This window comes from Novosphingobium sp. KA1, assembly GCF_017309955.1.
GTDB lineage: Bacteria > Pseudomonadota > Alphaproteobacteria > Sphingomonadales > Sphingomonadaceae > Novosphingobium.
On record NZ_CP021247.1, the window covers coordinates 403,564 to 418,290 of the forward strand.

The 14,727-nt window shown below is 67.5% G+C and carries 16 protein-coding genes and 1 pseudogene; 7 read left to right on the forward strand and 10 right to left on the reverse strand.

The window, feature by feature from the left end; genetic code table 11:
• Positions 1-3: 3 nt before the first annotated feature.
• On the reverse strand, positions 4-1,071 hold the full coding sequence (locus CA833_RS01985) for a glycosyltransferase family 1 protein (protein ID WP_142632549.1): 1,068 nt from the start codon (positions 1,069-1,071) through the stop codon (positions 4-6).
• Positions 1,068-1,967: a UDP-2,3-diacylglucosamine diphosphatase gene (locus CA833_RS01990; protein ID WP_142632548.1), complete on the reverse strand. Its 900-nt coding sequence runs from the start codon at positions 1,965-1,967 to the stop codon at positions 1,068-1,070. The genes CA833_RS01985 and CA833_RS01990 overlap by 4 nt, the downstream gene beginning before the upstream one ends.
• A gap of 330 nt (positions 1,968-2,297) precedes the next feature.
• Between CA833_RS01990 and CA833_RS01995 the strand changes: the two genes are divergently transcribed.
• A complete protein-coding gene (locus CA833_RS01995) occupies positions 2,298-2,972 on the forward strand; it encodes a response regulator transcription factor (protein ID WP_142632547.1) in 675 nt (224 codons plus the stop codon).
• 262 nt (positions 2,973-3,234) lie between these two features.
• On the opposite strand, the gene CA833_RS02000 is transcribed toward CA833_RS01995, so the two are convergent.
• From CA833_RS02000 to CA833_RS02035, 8 genes and pseudogenes are all read right to left on the reverse strand, one after another.
• Positions 3,235-3,723 carry an outer membrane protein gene (locus tag CA833_RS02000; protein WP_207079057.1) on the reverse strand — a complete coding sequence of 163 codons (489 nt, stop codon included), beginning with the start codon at positions 3,721-3,723 and terminating at the stop codon, positions 3,235-3,237.
• Between the two features lie 183 nt (positions 3,724-3,906).
• Complete coding sequence (locus CA833_RS02005; protein WP_207079058.1) at positions 3,907-5,064, reverse strand: methyl-accepting chemotaxis protein; 1,158 nt, start codon at positions 5,062-5,064, stop codon at positions 3,907-3,909.
• 66 nt (positions 5,065-5,130) lie between these two features.
• Positions 5,131-5,364 carry a hypothetical protein gene (locus CA833_RS02010; protein ID WP_207079059.1) on the reverse strand — a complete coding sequence of 78 codons (234 nt, stop codon included), beginning with the start codon at positions 5,362-5,364 and terminating at the stop codon, positions 5,131-5,133.
• Positions 5,365-5,647: 283 nt separating this feature from the next.
• Positions 5,648-6,250 (reverse strand): single-stranded DNA-binding protein, encoded by a 603-nt coding sequence (ssb, locus tag CA833_RS02015; RefSeq protein ID WP_305082434.1) that lies wholly within the window; start codon positions 6,248-6,250, stop codon positions 5,648-5,650.
• Positions 6,251-6,611: 361 nt separating this feature from the next.
• Positions 6,612-8,456, reverse strand: a complete 1,845-nt coding sequence (locus CA833_RS02020; RefSeq protein WP_207079060.1) for a ferrous iron transporter B — start codon at positions 8,454-8,456, stop codon at positions 6,612-6,614.
• An 86-nt stretch (positions 8,457-8,542) separates the two neighbouring features.
• Positions 8,543-8,770: pseudogene (locus CA833_RS02025) on the reverse strand (ferrous iron transport protein A); the annotation flags it as partial.
• Between the two features lie 140 nt (positions 8,771-8,910).
• The gene (locus tag CA833_RS02030) at positions 8,911-9,576 is read right to left on the reverse strand and encodes a COQ9 family protein (protein ID WP_142632541.1); all 666 of its coding nucleotides are present in this window, start codon (positions 9,574-9,576) and stop codon (positions 8,911-8,913) included.
• Positions 9,577-9,643: 67 nt separating this feature from the next.
• Positions 9,644-10,285, reverse strand: a complete 642-nt coding sequence (locus CA833_RS02035) for an ankyrin repeat domain-containing protein (RefSeq protein WP_242526223.1) — start codon at positions 10,283-10,285, stop codon at positions 9,644-9,646.
• A gap of 131 nt (positions 10,286-10,416) precedes the next feature.
• Between CA833_RS02035 and CA833_RS02040 the strand changes: the two genes are divergently transcribed.
• The 6 genes from CA833_RS02040 (at position 10,417) to CA833_RS02065 (ending at position 14,527) form a co-directional block, all read left to right on the forward strand.
• Complete coding sequence (locus CA833_RS02040; RefSeq protein ID WP_242526224.1) at positions 10,417-11,043, forward strand: SCO family protein; 627 nt, start codon at positions 10,417-10,419, stop codon at positions 11,041-11,043.
• A gap of 19 nt (positions 11,044-11,062) precedes the next feature.
• Positions 11,063-11,578 (forward strand): YcgN family cysteine cluster protein, encoded by a 516-nt coding sequence (locus CA833_RS02045; RefSeq protein WP_207079062.1) that lies wholly within the window; start codon positions 11,063-11,065, stop codon positions 11,576-11,578.
• A 2-nt stretch (positions 11,579-11,580) separates the two neighbouring features.
• Positions 11,581-12,306 carry a M48 family metallopeptidase gene (locus CA833_RS02050; RefSeq protein ID WP_142632538.1) on the forward strand — a complete coding sequence of 242 codons (726 nt, stop codon included), beginning with the start codon at positions 11,581-11,583 and terminating at the stop codon, positions 12,304-12,306.
• Positions 12,307-12,429: 123 nt separating this feature from the next.
• Complete coding sequence (locus tag CA833_RS02055; protein WP_242526225.1) at positions 12,430-12,957, forward strand: hypothetical protein; 528 nt, start codon at positions 12,430-12,432, stop codon at positions 12,955-12,957.
• Positions 12,954-13,925 carry a bifunctional diaminohydroxyphosphoribosylaminopyrimidine deaminase/5-amino-6-(5-phosphoribosylamino)uracil reductase RibD gene (gene ribD, locus CA833_RS02060; RefSeq protein ID WP_207079063.1) on the forward strand — a complete coding sequence of 324 codons (972 nt, stop codon included), beginning with the start codon at positions 12,954-12,956 and terminating at the stop codon, positions 13,923-13,925. The genes CA833_RS02055 and ribD overlap by 4 nt, the downstream gene beginning before the upstream one ends.
• The gene (locus tag CA833_RS02065; protein ID WP_142632536.1) at positions 13,910-14,527 is read left to right on the forward strand and encodes a riboflavin synthase; all 618 of its coding nucleotides are present in this window, start codon (positions 13,910-13,912) and stop codon (positions 14,525-14,527) included. The genes ribD and CA833_RS02065 overlap by 16 nt, the downstream gene beginning before the upstream one ends.
• The last annotated feature ends 200 nt before the right edge of the window (positions 14,528-14,727 follow it).

Consider the following 14,727-nt stretch of genomic DNA (forward strand, 5'->3'; position numbering starts at 1 on the left):
AACTTACGCCGCGCTGAGCAGTCCGCGATCGCCCTCCAGCGCCGCCGTCAGCGCCGCGAGGAACTGATCGGTGGCCCGCTCCCACGAAAACTGCGCGCCGAGCGCGGCCGCATCCATGCGTTCGACCTTCAGGGCAGCGCGAATGGCCACGGCAAGGTCTTTGTCCACGCCGCCTGCCGGACGGGCCAGCGGTTCGTCCACCCCGCAGCCGTCAAGGCCAAGGATGTCGACCGGCCCGGTCACCGGGAAACTGGCGACCGGTGTGCCGCAGGCCAGCGCCTCGATCACCACGAGGCCGAAGGTGTCGGTCAGGCTGGGAAACACGAAGCAATCGGCGGTGCGGTAGGCGCTTGCCAGTTCCTTGCCCGCCAGCGCGCCGAGGAAGTGGACATGCGGATAGCGGCGCTTCAGGCTGTCCAGCGCCGGACCGTCGCCCACCACCACCTTGCTGCCCGGCACATCGGCGTCGAGGAAGGCTTCGAGGTTCTTTTCCGGCGCCACGCGGCCGACATTGAGCATGACCGGCCCCGGCAGCGCGGCCATCAGCGGGTGACGCGGGCCCTCGGCGCGGAACAGGGTGTGGTCGATGCCCCGGCTCCAGCGCCGGGTATGGCCGATACCGCGCCCGGCGAGTTCGGCGGCGAGGCTCTGGGTGGAGACCAGAACCGCCTGGCTCGGGGCATGGAAGCGCTGCATGATCGGCCAGAACCGCTCGGCGCTGATCCCGGTGCGCACCGAGGCATATTCGGGAAAGCGCGTGTGGAACGCGGAAGTGAACGGCACCCCGCGCGAGAGGCACCAGCCGCGCGCGGCCCAGCCGATCGGGCCTTCGGTGGCAATATGGACGATGTCGGGCCGGGTCCGGTCGAGCATGCGCCGCACCCCGAAACGCGGTGCCATGGCGAGGCGGATCGAGGCGTAACCCGGCATCGGCACGGTCAGGAACAGGTCCGGCGTCAGCGTATCGACTTCGTGACCGCGCCGGGTAAGCTCATCCAGAGTGGTGGTGAGCGAGCGGACGACGCCGTTGACCTGGGGGAGCCAGGCGTCGGTCGCCAGCGTCAGCTTCACTCGGCGGCCTCCAGATGGGCGTCCGCCGGGGCGGTGTGCCCTCCGGTTTCCGCGATCCAGTCGAGGATCGAAAGGTGTCCCGCCGCGTCTTCCACCAGCGCCGTGCAGCTTTCCACCCAGTCGCCGTCGTTGTAATAGGTGATGCCGCCGAATTCGCGGATTTCCGCACAGTGGATATGGCCGCAAACCACGCCGTCGAAGCCGCGGTTGATGGCTTCCGTGGCCACCGCTTCCTCGAAGCTGCAGACGTACTGGACGGCGTTCTTGACCTTCTTTTTCATGTAGGCCGAGAGCGACCAGTAGGGCATCTTCAGCTTGCGGCGCACCGCGTTGAACACGATGTTCGCCCGCAGCAGCGCGCCGTAGGCCTTGTCGCCCAGGAACGCGAGCCACTTGTGGTAGAGCACCACGCCGTCGAAGGCATCGCCATGCGTCACCAGCAGGCGGCGGCCGTCCTTGGTTTCGTGCACCGCTTCCAGCACCAGTTCGACACCGCCGAAGGTGAGGCCCGCATAGTCGCGCAGCATCTCGTCATGGTTGCCGGCCACAAAGACCACGCGCGTGCCGCGGTGCGCCATCTTGAGGATGCGGCGGATCACCTCGTTGTGTGCGTCGGGCCAGTACCAGCCCTTGGAAAGCCGCCAGCCGTCGACGATGTCGCCCACCAGATAAAGCGTCCTGCACTCGACCGAGCGCAGGAAGTCCACCAGCATCTCGGCATTGCAGCCGCGCGTGCCGAGGTGGATGTCGGAAATCCAAACGGTTTCGTACTTGCGCTTGGGGCGGAAGCCCTTGGGATCGGGCAAGTCCAGCCAGGCCGGAATATTGCCGCCGCCATCACCGCCGCCAAGGCCGTAGGCACCGCGTTCGAGAAGAGCCTGCATGTCGTTGCGCATCGATCCGGACCCCGTTTCTGCCCCGTTCCAGCTCTGTCATATTTCGCATGGACGCGTTGCGCGGGCGTGACGGTTGCGGGTCACTTCGATGACAGCGACGGCGGCAGGCGGATCGCCCTTCAAAGTACTGCCAATTTCTTGGGCATGTCATCGATATGTCACTTGCTCGTCACACTGACGCGGCAATTACCCGCTCGCAACAACTCGCGACACCGGGCTGGAGCAGTTTGCGGACCGATCAGATCGGTTCGAACACTCCCGTTTCCCGTTTTCGCATTTTCCAAGTCATCGGGTGCTCCACCTGATGCGAAAAAACGCTCCAGGGGGGTCATGAAGCGGATCGATATCTTCCTGGCATGCGAGCTTTCCGGCGGACTCGCGGCCTTTCGTCATGACGATTTCGACGTCGTGCTGCATCGCTGGCACGACAGCGGAGAGCTGCCGCTGATCGAAGGCGCGCTCTGGGTGTTCATCGACTGGGTGCTGCCGGAAATGTCCGGCCTCGAACTGTGCCGCCGCCTGCGCGCCGACGGGCTGACGCAGAATGCCCATGTGACGATGGTGCTGGAAGAGGACAACCAGGAAGACCGCAAGCGCGCGCTGCGCATGGGCGCGGACGACTATATCGTCGGCCCGCTGACCCGCGGCGCCCTGCTCGACCGGGTGCTGGGCGCCAATATCGGCGAACAGGAAAGCATCGGGCTGCGGGTGCTGGCCCAGGGTGAACTCTCGGTCGACGTCGCCGCCTTCCAGGCGCGCTGGCAGGGCAAGCCGATCGCGCTGATGCCCAACGAGCTACGCCTGCTGCGTTATTTCATCGAGCACCCCGGCCGCGTGTTCACCCGCACCCAGCTGATCGCCGCGCTCGGCAAGCAGGAACCGGCGGTGGACGAACGCACCGTGGACGTGTGGATCGGCCGCCTGCGCCGCGCCCTCAAGGGCGTGGGCGCGGGCAACCCGCTGCGCACCGTGCGCTCGCTGGGGTATGTCTTCGATACGGCCTAGGTCGTAAACGCATAAACGGCACCATCGAGGCGCCCAAATGGCGAACAGCTCGGGCCGAAGTTGCCGCCGGACGGGCTGGTTGCCCGTCCAAGGCAGCTTCGGTTCGAGATGGAAGCCATTTGGGCGTCCCTGCGGGATTTGCCCAAAATGGCCCAGCGCTGCGTCGGGAAGTCTTGAAATATCGACATATTCCAGCGCCTTCCCTCCTGCCGCTGAGCCATTTTGCCTCAAACCTCGATGATGCCGTTTATGAGTTTACGGCCTAGAACTTGTAGCCCAGCCCCACGGCGACCATGTCGGCATCGGGTTCGCCGTCGCCGATCAGCACGTGCTTGTATTCGAGCTTGGCGTAGACGCTTTTGGTGAGGTCCTGCTCCCAGCCGGTGCTGAGGCCGACCGCGCTGCCGCATTCGCGGCAGTCCTTGGTCTGCCAGTTCGCCGCCGCGTAGAGCTTGGCGCCCGGCAGCACGCGGGCGCCGACACGGCCGCCCACGCCCCAGACCACGCGGGTATCATCGGCAAGCGTCTTTTCCGCAAGGCCTTCGGCCCCGACGAAGAAACGCTCGCCCAGATCTACGTCATAGCCCACCGCCGCGCCGGCGACGGCATGGGTATCCTCGCGGTTCCAGATCACGCCGCCGGTGCCTTCGACATAAGCCTCATCGGCAAGCGCGGGGGTGGCGAAAGTAACGGCGAGGGTAGCGGCGGGCGAAACGAATGCCGCGCAAAGCAGCAGGGGCAGGTGGCGCATGATCAAACCTCGGATAGCCGGTGCGCCGCCCGGAGGAGGTATAGGGCCGGGCAGCGCTGGCGCCGCCTTAGACCTTGCGATTGTGAGATAACATTGCTGATCCCTGCCCGGCACTTGCAGTTTTCGGAAGCGGGACGCGGCCGATCGGATCGGGGCCCTGAAATTCGGTCCTAAAACTCCGCCCTAGAATTCGGCCCAGTCATCCCCCGAAGCGGCCGGGCTCAGGGCAAGATTGCCGCTGACCGGCGGCAGCGCCGCAAGGCGCGGCGCCGGGCTGGCCGAGCGGTCGGAGGCACTGCCCCCCGGCACCGAAACCGGTAGCGACGACACCGATGGCGACGACGCCGCGCGGCGAGACGAGGCCTTGGCGCCTCCTTTCAGCCGGAAGCGCCCGGTCAGTCCGGAGAGTTGCTCGGCCTCGGAGGCCAAGCTGCGGGCGGCCGCCGCGGTCTGCTCGACCATGGCGGCGTTCTGCTGGACCATCTGGTCCATGTTGATCACGGCCTTGCCGATGTCGCCCAGGGTATCGGCCTGCAGTTCCGCGCCCTTGGCGATGGCATCGACCAGTGCGTTCACCTCGGCGATCTTCGTGCCGATGCGCTCCAGCATGCGCCCGGTCTGCCCGACCAGATCGACCCCCTGGCTCACCTGGGTGGAGGAATTGGTGATGAGCGCGCGGATGTCGCGCGCGGCGTCGGAGGAACGCTGGGCCAGTGCCCGCACTTCGTTGGCGACAACGGCAAACCCCTTGCCGGCATCGCCCGCGCGCGCTGCCTCGACCCCGGCATTGAGCGCCAGGAGATTGGTCTGGAAGGCGATACCGTCGATCAGGTCGATGATCTGGTTGATCTCCAGCGAACTCTTCTCGATCGCCGCCATCGCCGTGATGGCACTGCGTACAACCGAGGCACCCTCGTCGGCATCGCCGTGCGCGGCGGTCACCGCGTTGCGCACGTCGGCCGCGCTGCGGGCAGTCTCGCCGACCATGCCGGTCACATGCTTCATCGAGGCCGTGGTCTGCTCCAGCGTTGCGGCCTGCAGTTCGGTACGTTCGGCCAGGTCGTCCGAGGCGGCGCGGATCTCCGCCGAGCCCGAGCGCACGCATTCGGCCGAGGCGACCACTTGCCCCATGCTCCCCTCGAGACCGCCTACGGTGCGGTTGAAACTCGCGCGCAGACCTTCATAGGCCGCGGCGAAAGGCTGGCCGAGCTGGGTGGTCATGTCGCCCTGCTCGATCGCCGAAAGGCCGCGTTCGAGCCCCTCGACCACGGCCTGCTGTTCGCCCGCGCTGCGCTGGACTTGCGCGGCATTGTCGCGAAACACCGCCATCGCCTTGGTCATGCGGCCCACGCAGTCGTTGTGGTCGGTGAAGCGGATGGGACTGGAAAGATCGCCGCCCGCCAGCGCCTACATGCGCACCACGGTCTCGACATAAGGGTCGCAGATCAGCCTGCCGCTGATCCGGACCGTCACCAGCCCGCCCGCCAGCGCCAGAACCGCGCAGCCGATTCCGGGGATCATCCAGCCGAATGCGGCAAGGGCAGCCCCAAGCAGGCCCACCAGCCCCCAGAGCCCGTGAAGATAGAGCAGCGCCCGGAACTTGGCGCGGATCGGAGCCTCTTTCTCGAACCAATCGAACATGCCTGCCCTTCCCGAAGCCAGTCCCTGGATCCTGACTTGCGCCGGATCTGGCGCGCAGCGTGCCAAAGGCGATCTGCAAGAGAGCGATTTATCCGGTATTTGCAAAGGATTGGCAGACCCCATGCTAGGGGCAATCATGTAGTGGAAAGCGCCTTGGAGCGCGCAAACGCCTAACCGGCATCGCCTCCCCGGCCTGTCCGCCAGGCGCACCAACCGCGCCGGGCACAAAAAAAGGCAGCGTTTCCGCTGCCTTCTTGCTTCGATACGGTCCGGCAAAAGCCGATCAGAACGGGATGTCGTCGTCGAGGTCGTCGCCGAAACCGCCGCCCGAGGACGAAGGCGTGCGGCCCCATTCGTCGCCGCCGCCCGAAGAGCCACCCGACGAACCGCCCGAACGGCCCCATTCGTTGCCGCCTGACGAACCGCCGCCCGAACGGCCACCGCCGCCATAGCCGCCGCCCGAGGAACCACCCGAGGAACCGCCTTCGTTCCAGCCGCCGCCGGAACCGCCACGGGCACCGCCGCCGCCGCCCTGCGCGCCGTCCAGCATCGTCAGCACGCCGCCGACGCCGCCAACCGAGACTTCGGTGGTGTAGCGGTCGTTACCGTTCTGGTCCTGCCACTTGCGCGTGCGCAGCTGGCCTTCGATGTAGATCTTCGAACCCTTGCGCAGGAACCGCTCGACCACGCCGACCAGACCTTCGCTCTGGATCACCACCGAGTGCCACTCGGTGCGTTCCTTGCGCTCGCCGGTGGCGCGGTCCTTCCAGCTTTCCGAGGTCGCGATGCGCAGATTGGCGATGCGGCCGCCGTTCTGGAACGACTTCACCTCGGGATCGGCACCCAGGTTGCCGATCAGAATGACCTTGTTGACGCTGCCTGCCATGATGGAATCGCTTTCTTCTGAATCTTGGCGAACGGGGTAGCGAATGGGGGCCGGCGATGCGAGTCTGAAGCCCCCGGTTTTCTACAGGCCCGGTTTGCTAGGCGGCGTGGACAAATTCCTCGAGGTCACGACCGGAGGCAAAACCCGTCAATTCAAGGAGATGAGGCGCAGGACTATGTCGATAGTTCAAGCCGAACCGACGCCGAAGTGGCGGGTTTTGGTCCGGCCCCTTCGGGGTAGCCCCCATGTGCCCCCCGGCAGCGTTGCACGGCCTTGAAAGAGAACCACTCTTCCCGCGTCCGCGCGCCTCGCCGGGGGCACATGGGGGCTATCGTGACCTCGAGGAATTTGTCCACGCCGCCTAGAGCCCCGCGCTCACCGCGATCCAGTAGGTCGCCCCCGCCGCGATGTAGGCCAGGCCGAACAGGTAGGCGAGCATGAAGGCCGGCCACTTCCAGCCGTTGGTCTCGCGCCGGGTGACGGCGATCGTCGACATGCACTGCGGCGCGAAGACGAACCACGCCAGGAACGCCAGCGCCATCGGCAGGGTCCAGCGGCCCTTCAGCCGGTCACCCAGTTCGACGGCCTGCTGGTCCTCGTTATCGCCCGCATCGACGGCATACGTCGTCGCCAGCGACGAGACCGCCACCTCGCGCGCGGCCATGGCCGGGATCAGCGCCAGCGCCATGTCGCGGTTGAAGCCGATCGGCTCCACCACCACGGCAAGGCCATTGGCGATCTTGCCCGCGATCGAGGCATCGACCTGGCTCTCGCCGGGCTTCGCCTGCGGGAAGTTCAGCAGCACCCAGAGCACCACGGTGACGGTGAAGATGATCGTGCCGGCGCGGCGCAGGAAGATCCAGGCGCGCTGCCACAGGCCGATCGCCATGTCCTTGAGGCGGGGCAGCTGGTACTTGGGCAGTTCCATGATGAAGCCCGAAGCCGCGCCCTTGGTGACCGTGCTGCGCAGCACCAGCGCCACCACCATGGCCCCGACGATGCCCGCGACGTAGAGCGCGAACAGCACCAGCCCCTGGAGATGCACGCCGCCGCCCACGGCCGTGTTGGGGATGAAGGCGCCGATGATCACCGCATAGACCGGCAGGCGCGCCGAACAGGTCATCATCGGGGCGACCAGGATCGTCGTCAGGCGGTCCTTGGGATCGGTGATCGAGCGGGTCGCCATGATGCCGGGAATGGCGCAGGCGAAGCTCGACAGCAGCGGAATGAAGCTGCGGCCGGACAGGCCGACAAACGACATAATCCGGTCCATCAGGAAGGCGGCGCGGGCCATGTAGCCCGAGGCCTCCAGCGCCAGGATGAAGGCGAAGAGGATGACGATCTGCGGCAGGAACACCACGACCGCACCCACGCCCGCGATCACCCCGTCGGTCAGCAGATCGCGCAGCAGGCCGGCGGGAAGCGCCGCCTTGACGCTGTCGTGAAGCCAGCTCGCGCTGGCATCGAGGGCATCGGCGAAAGGCGTCGCCCAGGCGAACACCGCCTGGAACATCACGAAGAACACGCCCATCATGATCAGGAAGCCGAGCCAGGGGTGCAGCAGCACCTTGTCGAGCCGGGCATGGAGGCGGTGGCGCTTCGATTCGGAGAGGATCGCCGCATCGGCCATGGCATGGGCGGCCACGCGGCGCTCGGTGGCGCCGAGCGCGGTGAGGCCGGGGCCGGGATGGCGGGTTTCGGCGGACGCGATCGCCTCGGCCAGTTCGACAAGACCGCGGCGGCGCACGGCGACGGTCGAGACGACCCGCACGCCCAGTTCTTCCTGCAGCACGGCAGGGTCGATCACCAGCCCGTCCCGCTCGGCAAGATCGACCATGTTGAGCGCGACGACGGTCGGCTTGCCCAGCGCCAGCACTTCCTGCGCAAAGACGAGGTGCTGTTCGAGGTTGGAGGCGTCGAGCACCACCACCAGCACGTCGGGCGCGGCCTCGCCGGTGAACTGGCCGGCGATGACCTTGGCGGTCACTTCCTCGTCGGGGCTGGTGGCATCGAGGCTGTAGGCGCCCGGCAGGTCGGTCATCTCCACCGGTTCGCCGGTCGGCAGCACGAGGCGGCCGGACTTGCGCTCCACGGTGACGCCGGGATAATTCGCGATCTTCTGGCGCGCGCCGGTCAGGGCGTTGAACAGCGCGCTCTTGCCCGCATTGGGATTGCCGACGAGGGCGACCTTGCGCTGGCGGCTCATGCGGCCACTCCTGAACTGGTGGGCGTACCGGCAGCGACGGCGGCCTCATCGGTTTCGGGTTCGGCCTGGACCTTGTCGAGCGGCAGCACGGTCATCGCGCGGGCGTGGGCGCGGCGCACGGCCACGATCATGCGGCCGATGGCAATGGCGACCGGGTCACGGCCGACAAAGATCCCGCGATGCGCGATCGAGACCCGCGCGCCCTCCTCTAGCCCGAGCGCGCGCAGGCGGCGCGCCTCCTCTTCAACGAGGGCATTCCAGTCCACCGAAACGATGCGGGCGTACTGGCCGATAGGAAGCTGGTCGAGAGTCATGCGGGCTGCGCTGCCAGATTACCGATTCAATTGCAACTTGTTCGCAATAGCCCGCTTAACCGGACATGTCTGTCGCTATTCCTGCAATCGAAAAGGCAGGAAACAGCGAAACCCGGCAGCACAAGGCCACCGCCAGCGGCTCAGCGCGCCGGATAGCGCAGGCGCCCCATCAGCCGCACCAGGCTGATCCGCTCCTCGCTCGGGCGCAGCCATTGCGCCTTGGCCTTCTCGAAACGCATGATGCCCTCGATCCGGCGGTCGAGGAACGCGCGGGTCTCGGCCTTGGGGCCGACCGCATCCTCGCTGGTGTCGCTGGCAAAGACCTTGAGCGTGGCGGCATAGATCGCGCCGAGGATCGCCCGCTTGGTATAGTGGTTGTAATCGGTGGCGGTATCGCCGGCGAGACGCCACATGGCGTCCGCGCTGTGCCAACCCAGGCGCGTGGCGGCGAGCACGTTGCGCGGCATCGCCATGACCGCCAGCGCCCGGCTGAGCGCTTCCTCGCGTCCGGCCACGGCATCGAGCCGGGCCATGACGAGACGGCGGATCCGCTCGCGAATCGGCAGTCCGGCCAGCGAGGCCGCCGGGACGCTGCGCGCCATCTCGGCATCGACATGGGCAATCCACGCCGAGATCATCGCCATCTGGCCTTCCGCGAAGGCATAACGGGCCAGTTCGGGATCGACCCCGGCGAGGCGCGCGGCCTCGTCCACCGCCTTCACGCTCCAGCCGTCGAATGCCGCGGCATCGGCGATGGCCGGGGCAAGCTGGCGCCGCAGCGCCTCCAGCGTCTGAGGTTCTTCCATCACTCTGTTCCTTCGCGCCGGCACCATCCGGCCGGCCAGTATTCCGCCACGGCGTGGTGCCCCACGGTTACATCACGGGTCCGTAAACCGCCTTGGGCTTGCTGCCCTTGGCGCCGAACTGCTCGATCACTTGCGCCAGCTGGCTGGTCTTGCCCGCCTCGACATTGGCATACTCGCGCGCGCTGCGACCCGAGTTGTCGGCGCGATCGGCGCTGGCACCGGCCTGGAGCAGGGTCTTGACCATGTCGACGTCCTTGCGGTGCACCGCGAAGATCAACGGCGTCTCGCCCGCGTCGTTGGTCGGATCGGGCTGGGCCTTGGCATCGAGCAGCTGTGCCACGCCTTCGCGCCAGCCGAGGCTGACGGCCAGCTGCAGCGGGGTGCGGCCATGGTCGTCCGACGCATTCACGTTGGCGCCCTTGCCGATGAGGTAGGCCAGCCAGGTGAGGTCGCGGCGCTGGGTGACGATGTGCAGGCCGGTCTCGCCGGTCGTCACGTCCTTGGCGTTGACGATCTGGCTGTTCTCCATCAGCGCCTTCTCGACCTTTTCGCCTTCCTTCTTCTTGACCGATTCGAGGAACTTGTAGCCTTCCGAGTAATCGGCATGGGCAGGCGAGGCGAGCGTCATGCCCGCCGCGAGTGCAGCCAGCCCCGCAGCGAGGATCCGGCGCGAAAACCCTGTGGCGTTCCCGGAGATCGTCTTCGACACGTTTGATTATCCTTCCAGACTGGGTCCACGGCGCCGTCCGGGCGGCCCGTCCGTCTCCGACGCCAGCCCCGATGCGCCGTCAAATCGCACCCTTGCACGCGCGGCTCTAGCAGAGCATGAAGCGCGGCGCCATGACCTACCTTTCCCCGTTTCGCCGGCTGCTTGCCGTTTCCACATCCGCGCCCATGCTGGGCCTGGCCCTGGCCTGCGCCGTGCCGCTGGCGTCCTGCGGACAGGGCCGCGAGGAGCATCCGCCGCTCGAGGGCGCGGAAATCGGCGGGCCGTTCACGCTCTTCGACAAGGCCGGCAAACCGCATACTTGGGATTCGTTCAAGGGCCAGTGGCGCATCGTCTACTTCGGCTACACGTTCTGCCCGGATGCCTGCCCGATGGACGTCCAGGCGATGATGAAGGGCTTTGCGCTCTTCACCAGGGACCATGCGGCCGCCGCCGCCAAGGTGCAGCCGATCTTCGTCACCATCGATCCCGCGCGCGACACGCCCGAGATCGTCGGCCAGTGGACCGGCGCCTTCGGCCCGCGCCTGCTCGGCCTCACCGGCAGCGCCGCGCAGGTCAAGCAGGCCGCCGATGCCTTCGCGGTCTACTACAAGAAGGGCGAGAACACGCCCGGCGGATACCTGATGGACCACAGCCGCATCGCCTACCTGATGGACCCGGACGGCAAGCCGATCGCCATGCTTCCGGTGGACAAGGGCCCCGAGGCAGTGGCCGGCGAACTCGCCAAATGGGTGAACTGAGCGTAGAATTCGCGCCATCATGACGACGAACGGGGAACGACCCTTCTGGGAGCGGCCGCTCCACACCCTCGACCGCGGCGAGTGGGAAGCCCTGTGCGACGGCTGCGGACAGTGCTGCCTGCACAAGGTGGAAGATGCCGACACCGGCGAGATCTACCACACCAATGTCGCCTGCAAGCTGCTGAACCTCAAGACCGCGCAGTGCAGCGACTATCCGGGGCGCCGCAAGGTCGTGCCCGATTGCCTCAAGCTCACCCCGGAATCGGCGGGCAGGCTCTCGTGGCTGCCGCCAAGCTGCGCCTACCGTCTGCGCGCGGACGGAGATCCGCTGCCCGAATGGCACTATCTCGTCAGCGGCGACCGCAATTCCGTGCACGCGGCGGGCATGTCCGTCGCCGGCAAGGCGGTCAGCGAGACGGTGGCGGGCCCGCTCGAGAACCACATCGTCTGGCCCTATGGCGAGGACGAGATGGAGGACTGGGAGATCGAGGCCGAGGGCCCCGCCCCCTGGGCCGGCGAACAGGAGAGCCGATAGGCGTGCTCGACTGGCTGCGCCGCGCTCCCGACGAGGACCCGGTGGTCGAGATCGCCGGACGGCAAGTGCCCATCCTGATCCGCCGCCTTGCCAATGCCCGGCGCATGACCATGCGGCTCGCCCCCGACGGCAGCGAGATCCGCATCTCGGTCCCGCGCTGGACCCGCACCGAGGATGCCGTCGCCTTCGCCCAGTCCAAGCGGTCCTGGCTGGCGATCCAGATCGAGGCGCTGCCCGAGGCACGGCCGCTGGCCGACGGCACCCCCCTTTCCTTCCGGGGCGAGGTGCTGGTCCTGCGCCACGACGCCGCCTACCCTCGCCGCCCGGTGCCCGATGATGGCGAGTTGCTGGTAGGCGGCCCGGAATCCTCGCTGCCCGCCCGGCTCAAGCGCTGGCTGGAAACCGAGGCGCGCACGCTGCTGGCGGACGATCTGGAGCATTACTGTGCCGTGGCCGGGCAAGCCGTGCCCGCGCTCGCGCTGTCGAGCGCCAATCGCCGCTGGGGCTCCTGCGCGGCGGACGGCTCGATCCGCATCAACTGGCGGCTCATCATGGCCCCCGATTCGGTGCGCCGCTCGGTCGTTGCCCATGAAGTGGCGCATCTGGTCCACTTCGATCACTCGCCCGCGTTCCATGCCTTCCTGGCAAAAATCTTCGAAGGCAGCGTGCCTTCGGCCAATCGCTGGCTGAAAGAAAAGGGCCGCAGTCTCTATGTACCCTTCGGGTAGCGTTCTGTCTTTTGTTTGATGGGCTCGTCACATCCGTGACGAGCTTGGGGCAGTGGGCCGGTGCCGCTAAAATCCGCCCACGGCGGATTTTCAAACAGCACTTAAACGCCTACATAGCGGCCCATGGGTCTACTGAAGCGCACCGGATACTGGAAAGACGTCAATCCCGTCGGCATGATCGCGGATTTCCGCGCGGTCTGGAAGCAGGCCGGGCATAACCGCTGGCGCATCGCCGCGGTTTCGGCCGCCTGCACTTTCGGCGTGTTCTACCTGATGGTGAACCAGGAGGCCAAGGGCCCGCACCTGCCGCCCAAGGTGACCTGGATCACCGTGCTGCCCGAACACCGCAGCGATGCCGAGATCATGGCCTCCAACCTCGACAACCAGAAGCGCAAGGAAGCCTGGGCCGCCGAACTCGCCCGCCGCGACAAGGACGTGCGCGAGATGTACAAGGTGATCGGCCGCTATTCGGGGATGGACGTGGACAAGATCGCGCGCGAGGCCGAGGCCGACGAAGCCGCCCGCAAGGCCGCCGAGGCCAAGCGCATCGGCGCACCGAAGCTGCCCGAAGGCGTGACGATGCCCAAGTACGACGAACAACCGGCCGCGTCCGGCACATCCGCACAATCCCAGACCCAGCAACAGCAGTGAGCGATGCCCGCTGGCTTGCGGCGGCGGCGGCGCTGGCCGCGCGGGCGCGACCGCTGAGCCGCCCCAATCCCGGCGTCGGCGCGATTCTGGTCAAGCATGGCAAAGTCATCGCACGCGGCTGGACCCAGCCGGGCGGTCGCCCCCATGCCGAAGCCGTGGCCCTCGCCGCAGCGGGCGAGGCGGCGCGCGGCGCCACGCTCTACGTCACTCTCGAACCTTGCGCGCACCAGTCCGCCCGCGGCCCCGCCTGCGCCGACCTTGTCTGCGCGTCGGGCGTGGCGCGCGTGGTGATCGGCTGCATGGACCCCGATCCGCGCACCTCCGGCGAAGGCCTCGCCCGCATCCGCGCGGCCGGGATCGAGGCGGAATACCTGCCCTCGCCCGCCTGCACGCGCAGCCTGTCCGGCTACCTCGTTTCCAAGCGCCTCGGCCGCCCCGAAGTGACGCTGAAGCTGGCGCTCTCGCTCGACGGCTGCATGGCCATGGCGAACGGCGAGAGCCAGTGGATCACCGGGCCCCAGGCCCGCGCCCACACCCACGCCATGCGCGCCAAAGCCGATGCCATCCTGGTCGGCGGCGGCACCCTGCGGGCGGACAACCCACGCCTCGACGTGCGCCTGCCCGGCCTTGCCGCGCGCAGCCCCGAACGCTGGGTACTGACCCGCGGCGCAGCGCCCGACGGCTGGCGCGCCCTGCCCTCGCCCGAGGCGATTACCTCGATGGAAGGCGTTCAATACCTCTTTGTCGAGGGCGGCGCGGTCACCGCCACGGCCTTCCTCGCCGCCGGACTGGTCGATCGCCTGCTGCTCTACCGCGCGCCGATCCTGGTCGGCGGCCGCCCGGCGCTCGGTGACTACGGCCTCGCCCGCCTTGCCGATGCCCACGGCCGCTGGTCGCTGACCACGCGGCGGCGGCTTGGCAGCGACACCCTCGAAGTCTACGAAAGCAGCCTATGTTCACCGGAATAGTCACCGCCGTCGGCCAGATCCGCGAAGCCCGCCAGTCGGGCGACCTGCGCGCCGTCATCACCTGCCCCTGGGACCCTGCCGGGATCGCCATGGGCGCCTCGATCGCCTGCTCGGGCGTGTGCCTCACCGTCATCGACAAAGGCGGCCGCGAAGGCGATGCCTGGTTCGCGGTGCAGATTTCCGCCGAATCGGTCGCGCGCACCGTCCCCGGACGCTGGACCGAAGGCACCTCGCTGAACCTCGAACAGGCGCTCAAGCTGGGCGACGAACTGGGCGGACACATCGTCACCGGCCATGTCGACGGCGTCGGCACCGTGGCCAGCATCACGCCCGAAGGCGATTCGCTGCGCTTCGTGATCGCGGCGCCTGCGGAACTGGCGCCCTACCTCGCCCCCAAGGGCTCGATCACGGTGGACGGCGTCTCGCTGACCGTGAACGACGTCGCCGACCAGAGCGACGGCAGCTGCCACTTCATGCTCAACATCATCCCGCACACCGCCGAAGTCACCACCATCGGCGCGCTCAAGGCGGGCGACGGGGTGAACCTCGAAATCGACGTGCTGGCGCGGTATCTGCAGCGGATGCAGTCGCTGCGGGGGTGAGATTCGCGCGGAGGGTGGAAGAGCCGCGCTCGACCGCACCGATGCGCCCAAACCGCCACTAATCTTGCACCATCATCCTCGTCGCCCCCGCGAAGGCGGGGGCCCCGCTTCTGCCACGCCCGCAAGGACAAGCGGGATCCCCGCCTTCGCGGGGATGACGGAGTTTTGGGTTGCGGGTCGCGTTGTGAATACTGGTGAGG

What these genes read in the sequence shown, in the direction of transcription:
- CA833_RS01990 (WP_142632548.1), bottom strand. Translation starts at nt 1,967, where the DNA reads ATGCGCAACGACATGCAGGCTCTTCTCGAACGCGGTGCCTACGGCCTT.
- CA833_RS01995 (WP_142632547.1), top strand. Translation starts at nt 2,298, where the DNA reads ATGAAGCGGATCGATATCTTCCTGGCATGCGAGCTTTCCGGCGGACTC.
- CA833_RS02000 (WP_207079057.1), bottom strand. Translation starts at nt 3,723, where the DNA reads ATGCGCCACCTGCCCCTGCTGCTTTGCGCGGCATTCGTTTCGCCCGCC.
- CA833_RS02005 (WP_207079058.1), bottom strand. Translation starts at nt 5,064, where the DNA reads ATGACCAAGGCGATGGCGGTGTTTCGCGACAATGCCGCGCAAGTCCAG.
- CA833_RS02010 (WP_207079059.1), bottom strand. Translation starts at nt 5,364, where the DNA reads ATGTTCGATTGGTTCGAGAAAGAGGCTCCGATCCGCGCCAAGTTCCGG.
- ssb (WP_305082434.1), bottom strand. Translation starts at nt 6,250, where the DNA reads ATGGCAGGCAGCGTCAACAAGGTCATTCTGATCGGCAACCTGGGTGCC.
- CA833_RS02020 (WP_207079060.1), bottom strand. Translation starts at nt 8,456, where the DNA reads ATGAGCCGCCAGCGCAAGGTCGCCCTCGTCGGCAATCCCAATGCGGGC.
- CA833_RS02030 (WP_142632541.1), bottom strand. Translation starts at nt 9,576, where the DNA reads ATGGAAGAACCTCAGACGCTGGAGGCGCTGCGGCGCCAGCTTGCCCCG.
- CA833_RS02040 (WP_242526224.1), top strand. Translation starts at nt 10,417, where the DNA reads ATGACCTACCTTTCCCCGTTTCGCCGGCTGCTTGCCGTTTCCACATCC.
- CA833_RS02045 (WP_207079062.1), top strand. Translation starts at nt 11,063, where the DNA reads ATGACGACGAACGGGGAACGACCCTTCTGGGAGCGGCCGCTCCACACC.
- CA833_RS02055 (WP_242526225.1), top strand. Translation starts at nt 12,430, where the DNA reads ATGGGTCTACTGAAGCGCACCGGATACTGGAAAGACGTCAATCCCGTC.
- CA833_RS02065 (WP_142632536.1), top strand. Translation starts at nt 13,910, where the DNA reads ATGTTCACCGGAATAGTCACCGCCGTCGGCCAGATCCGCGAAGCCCGC.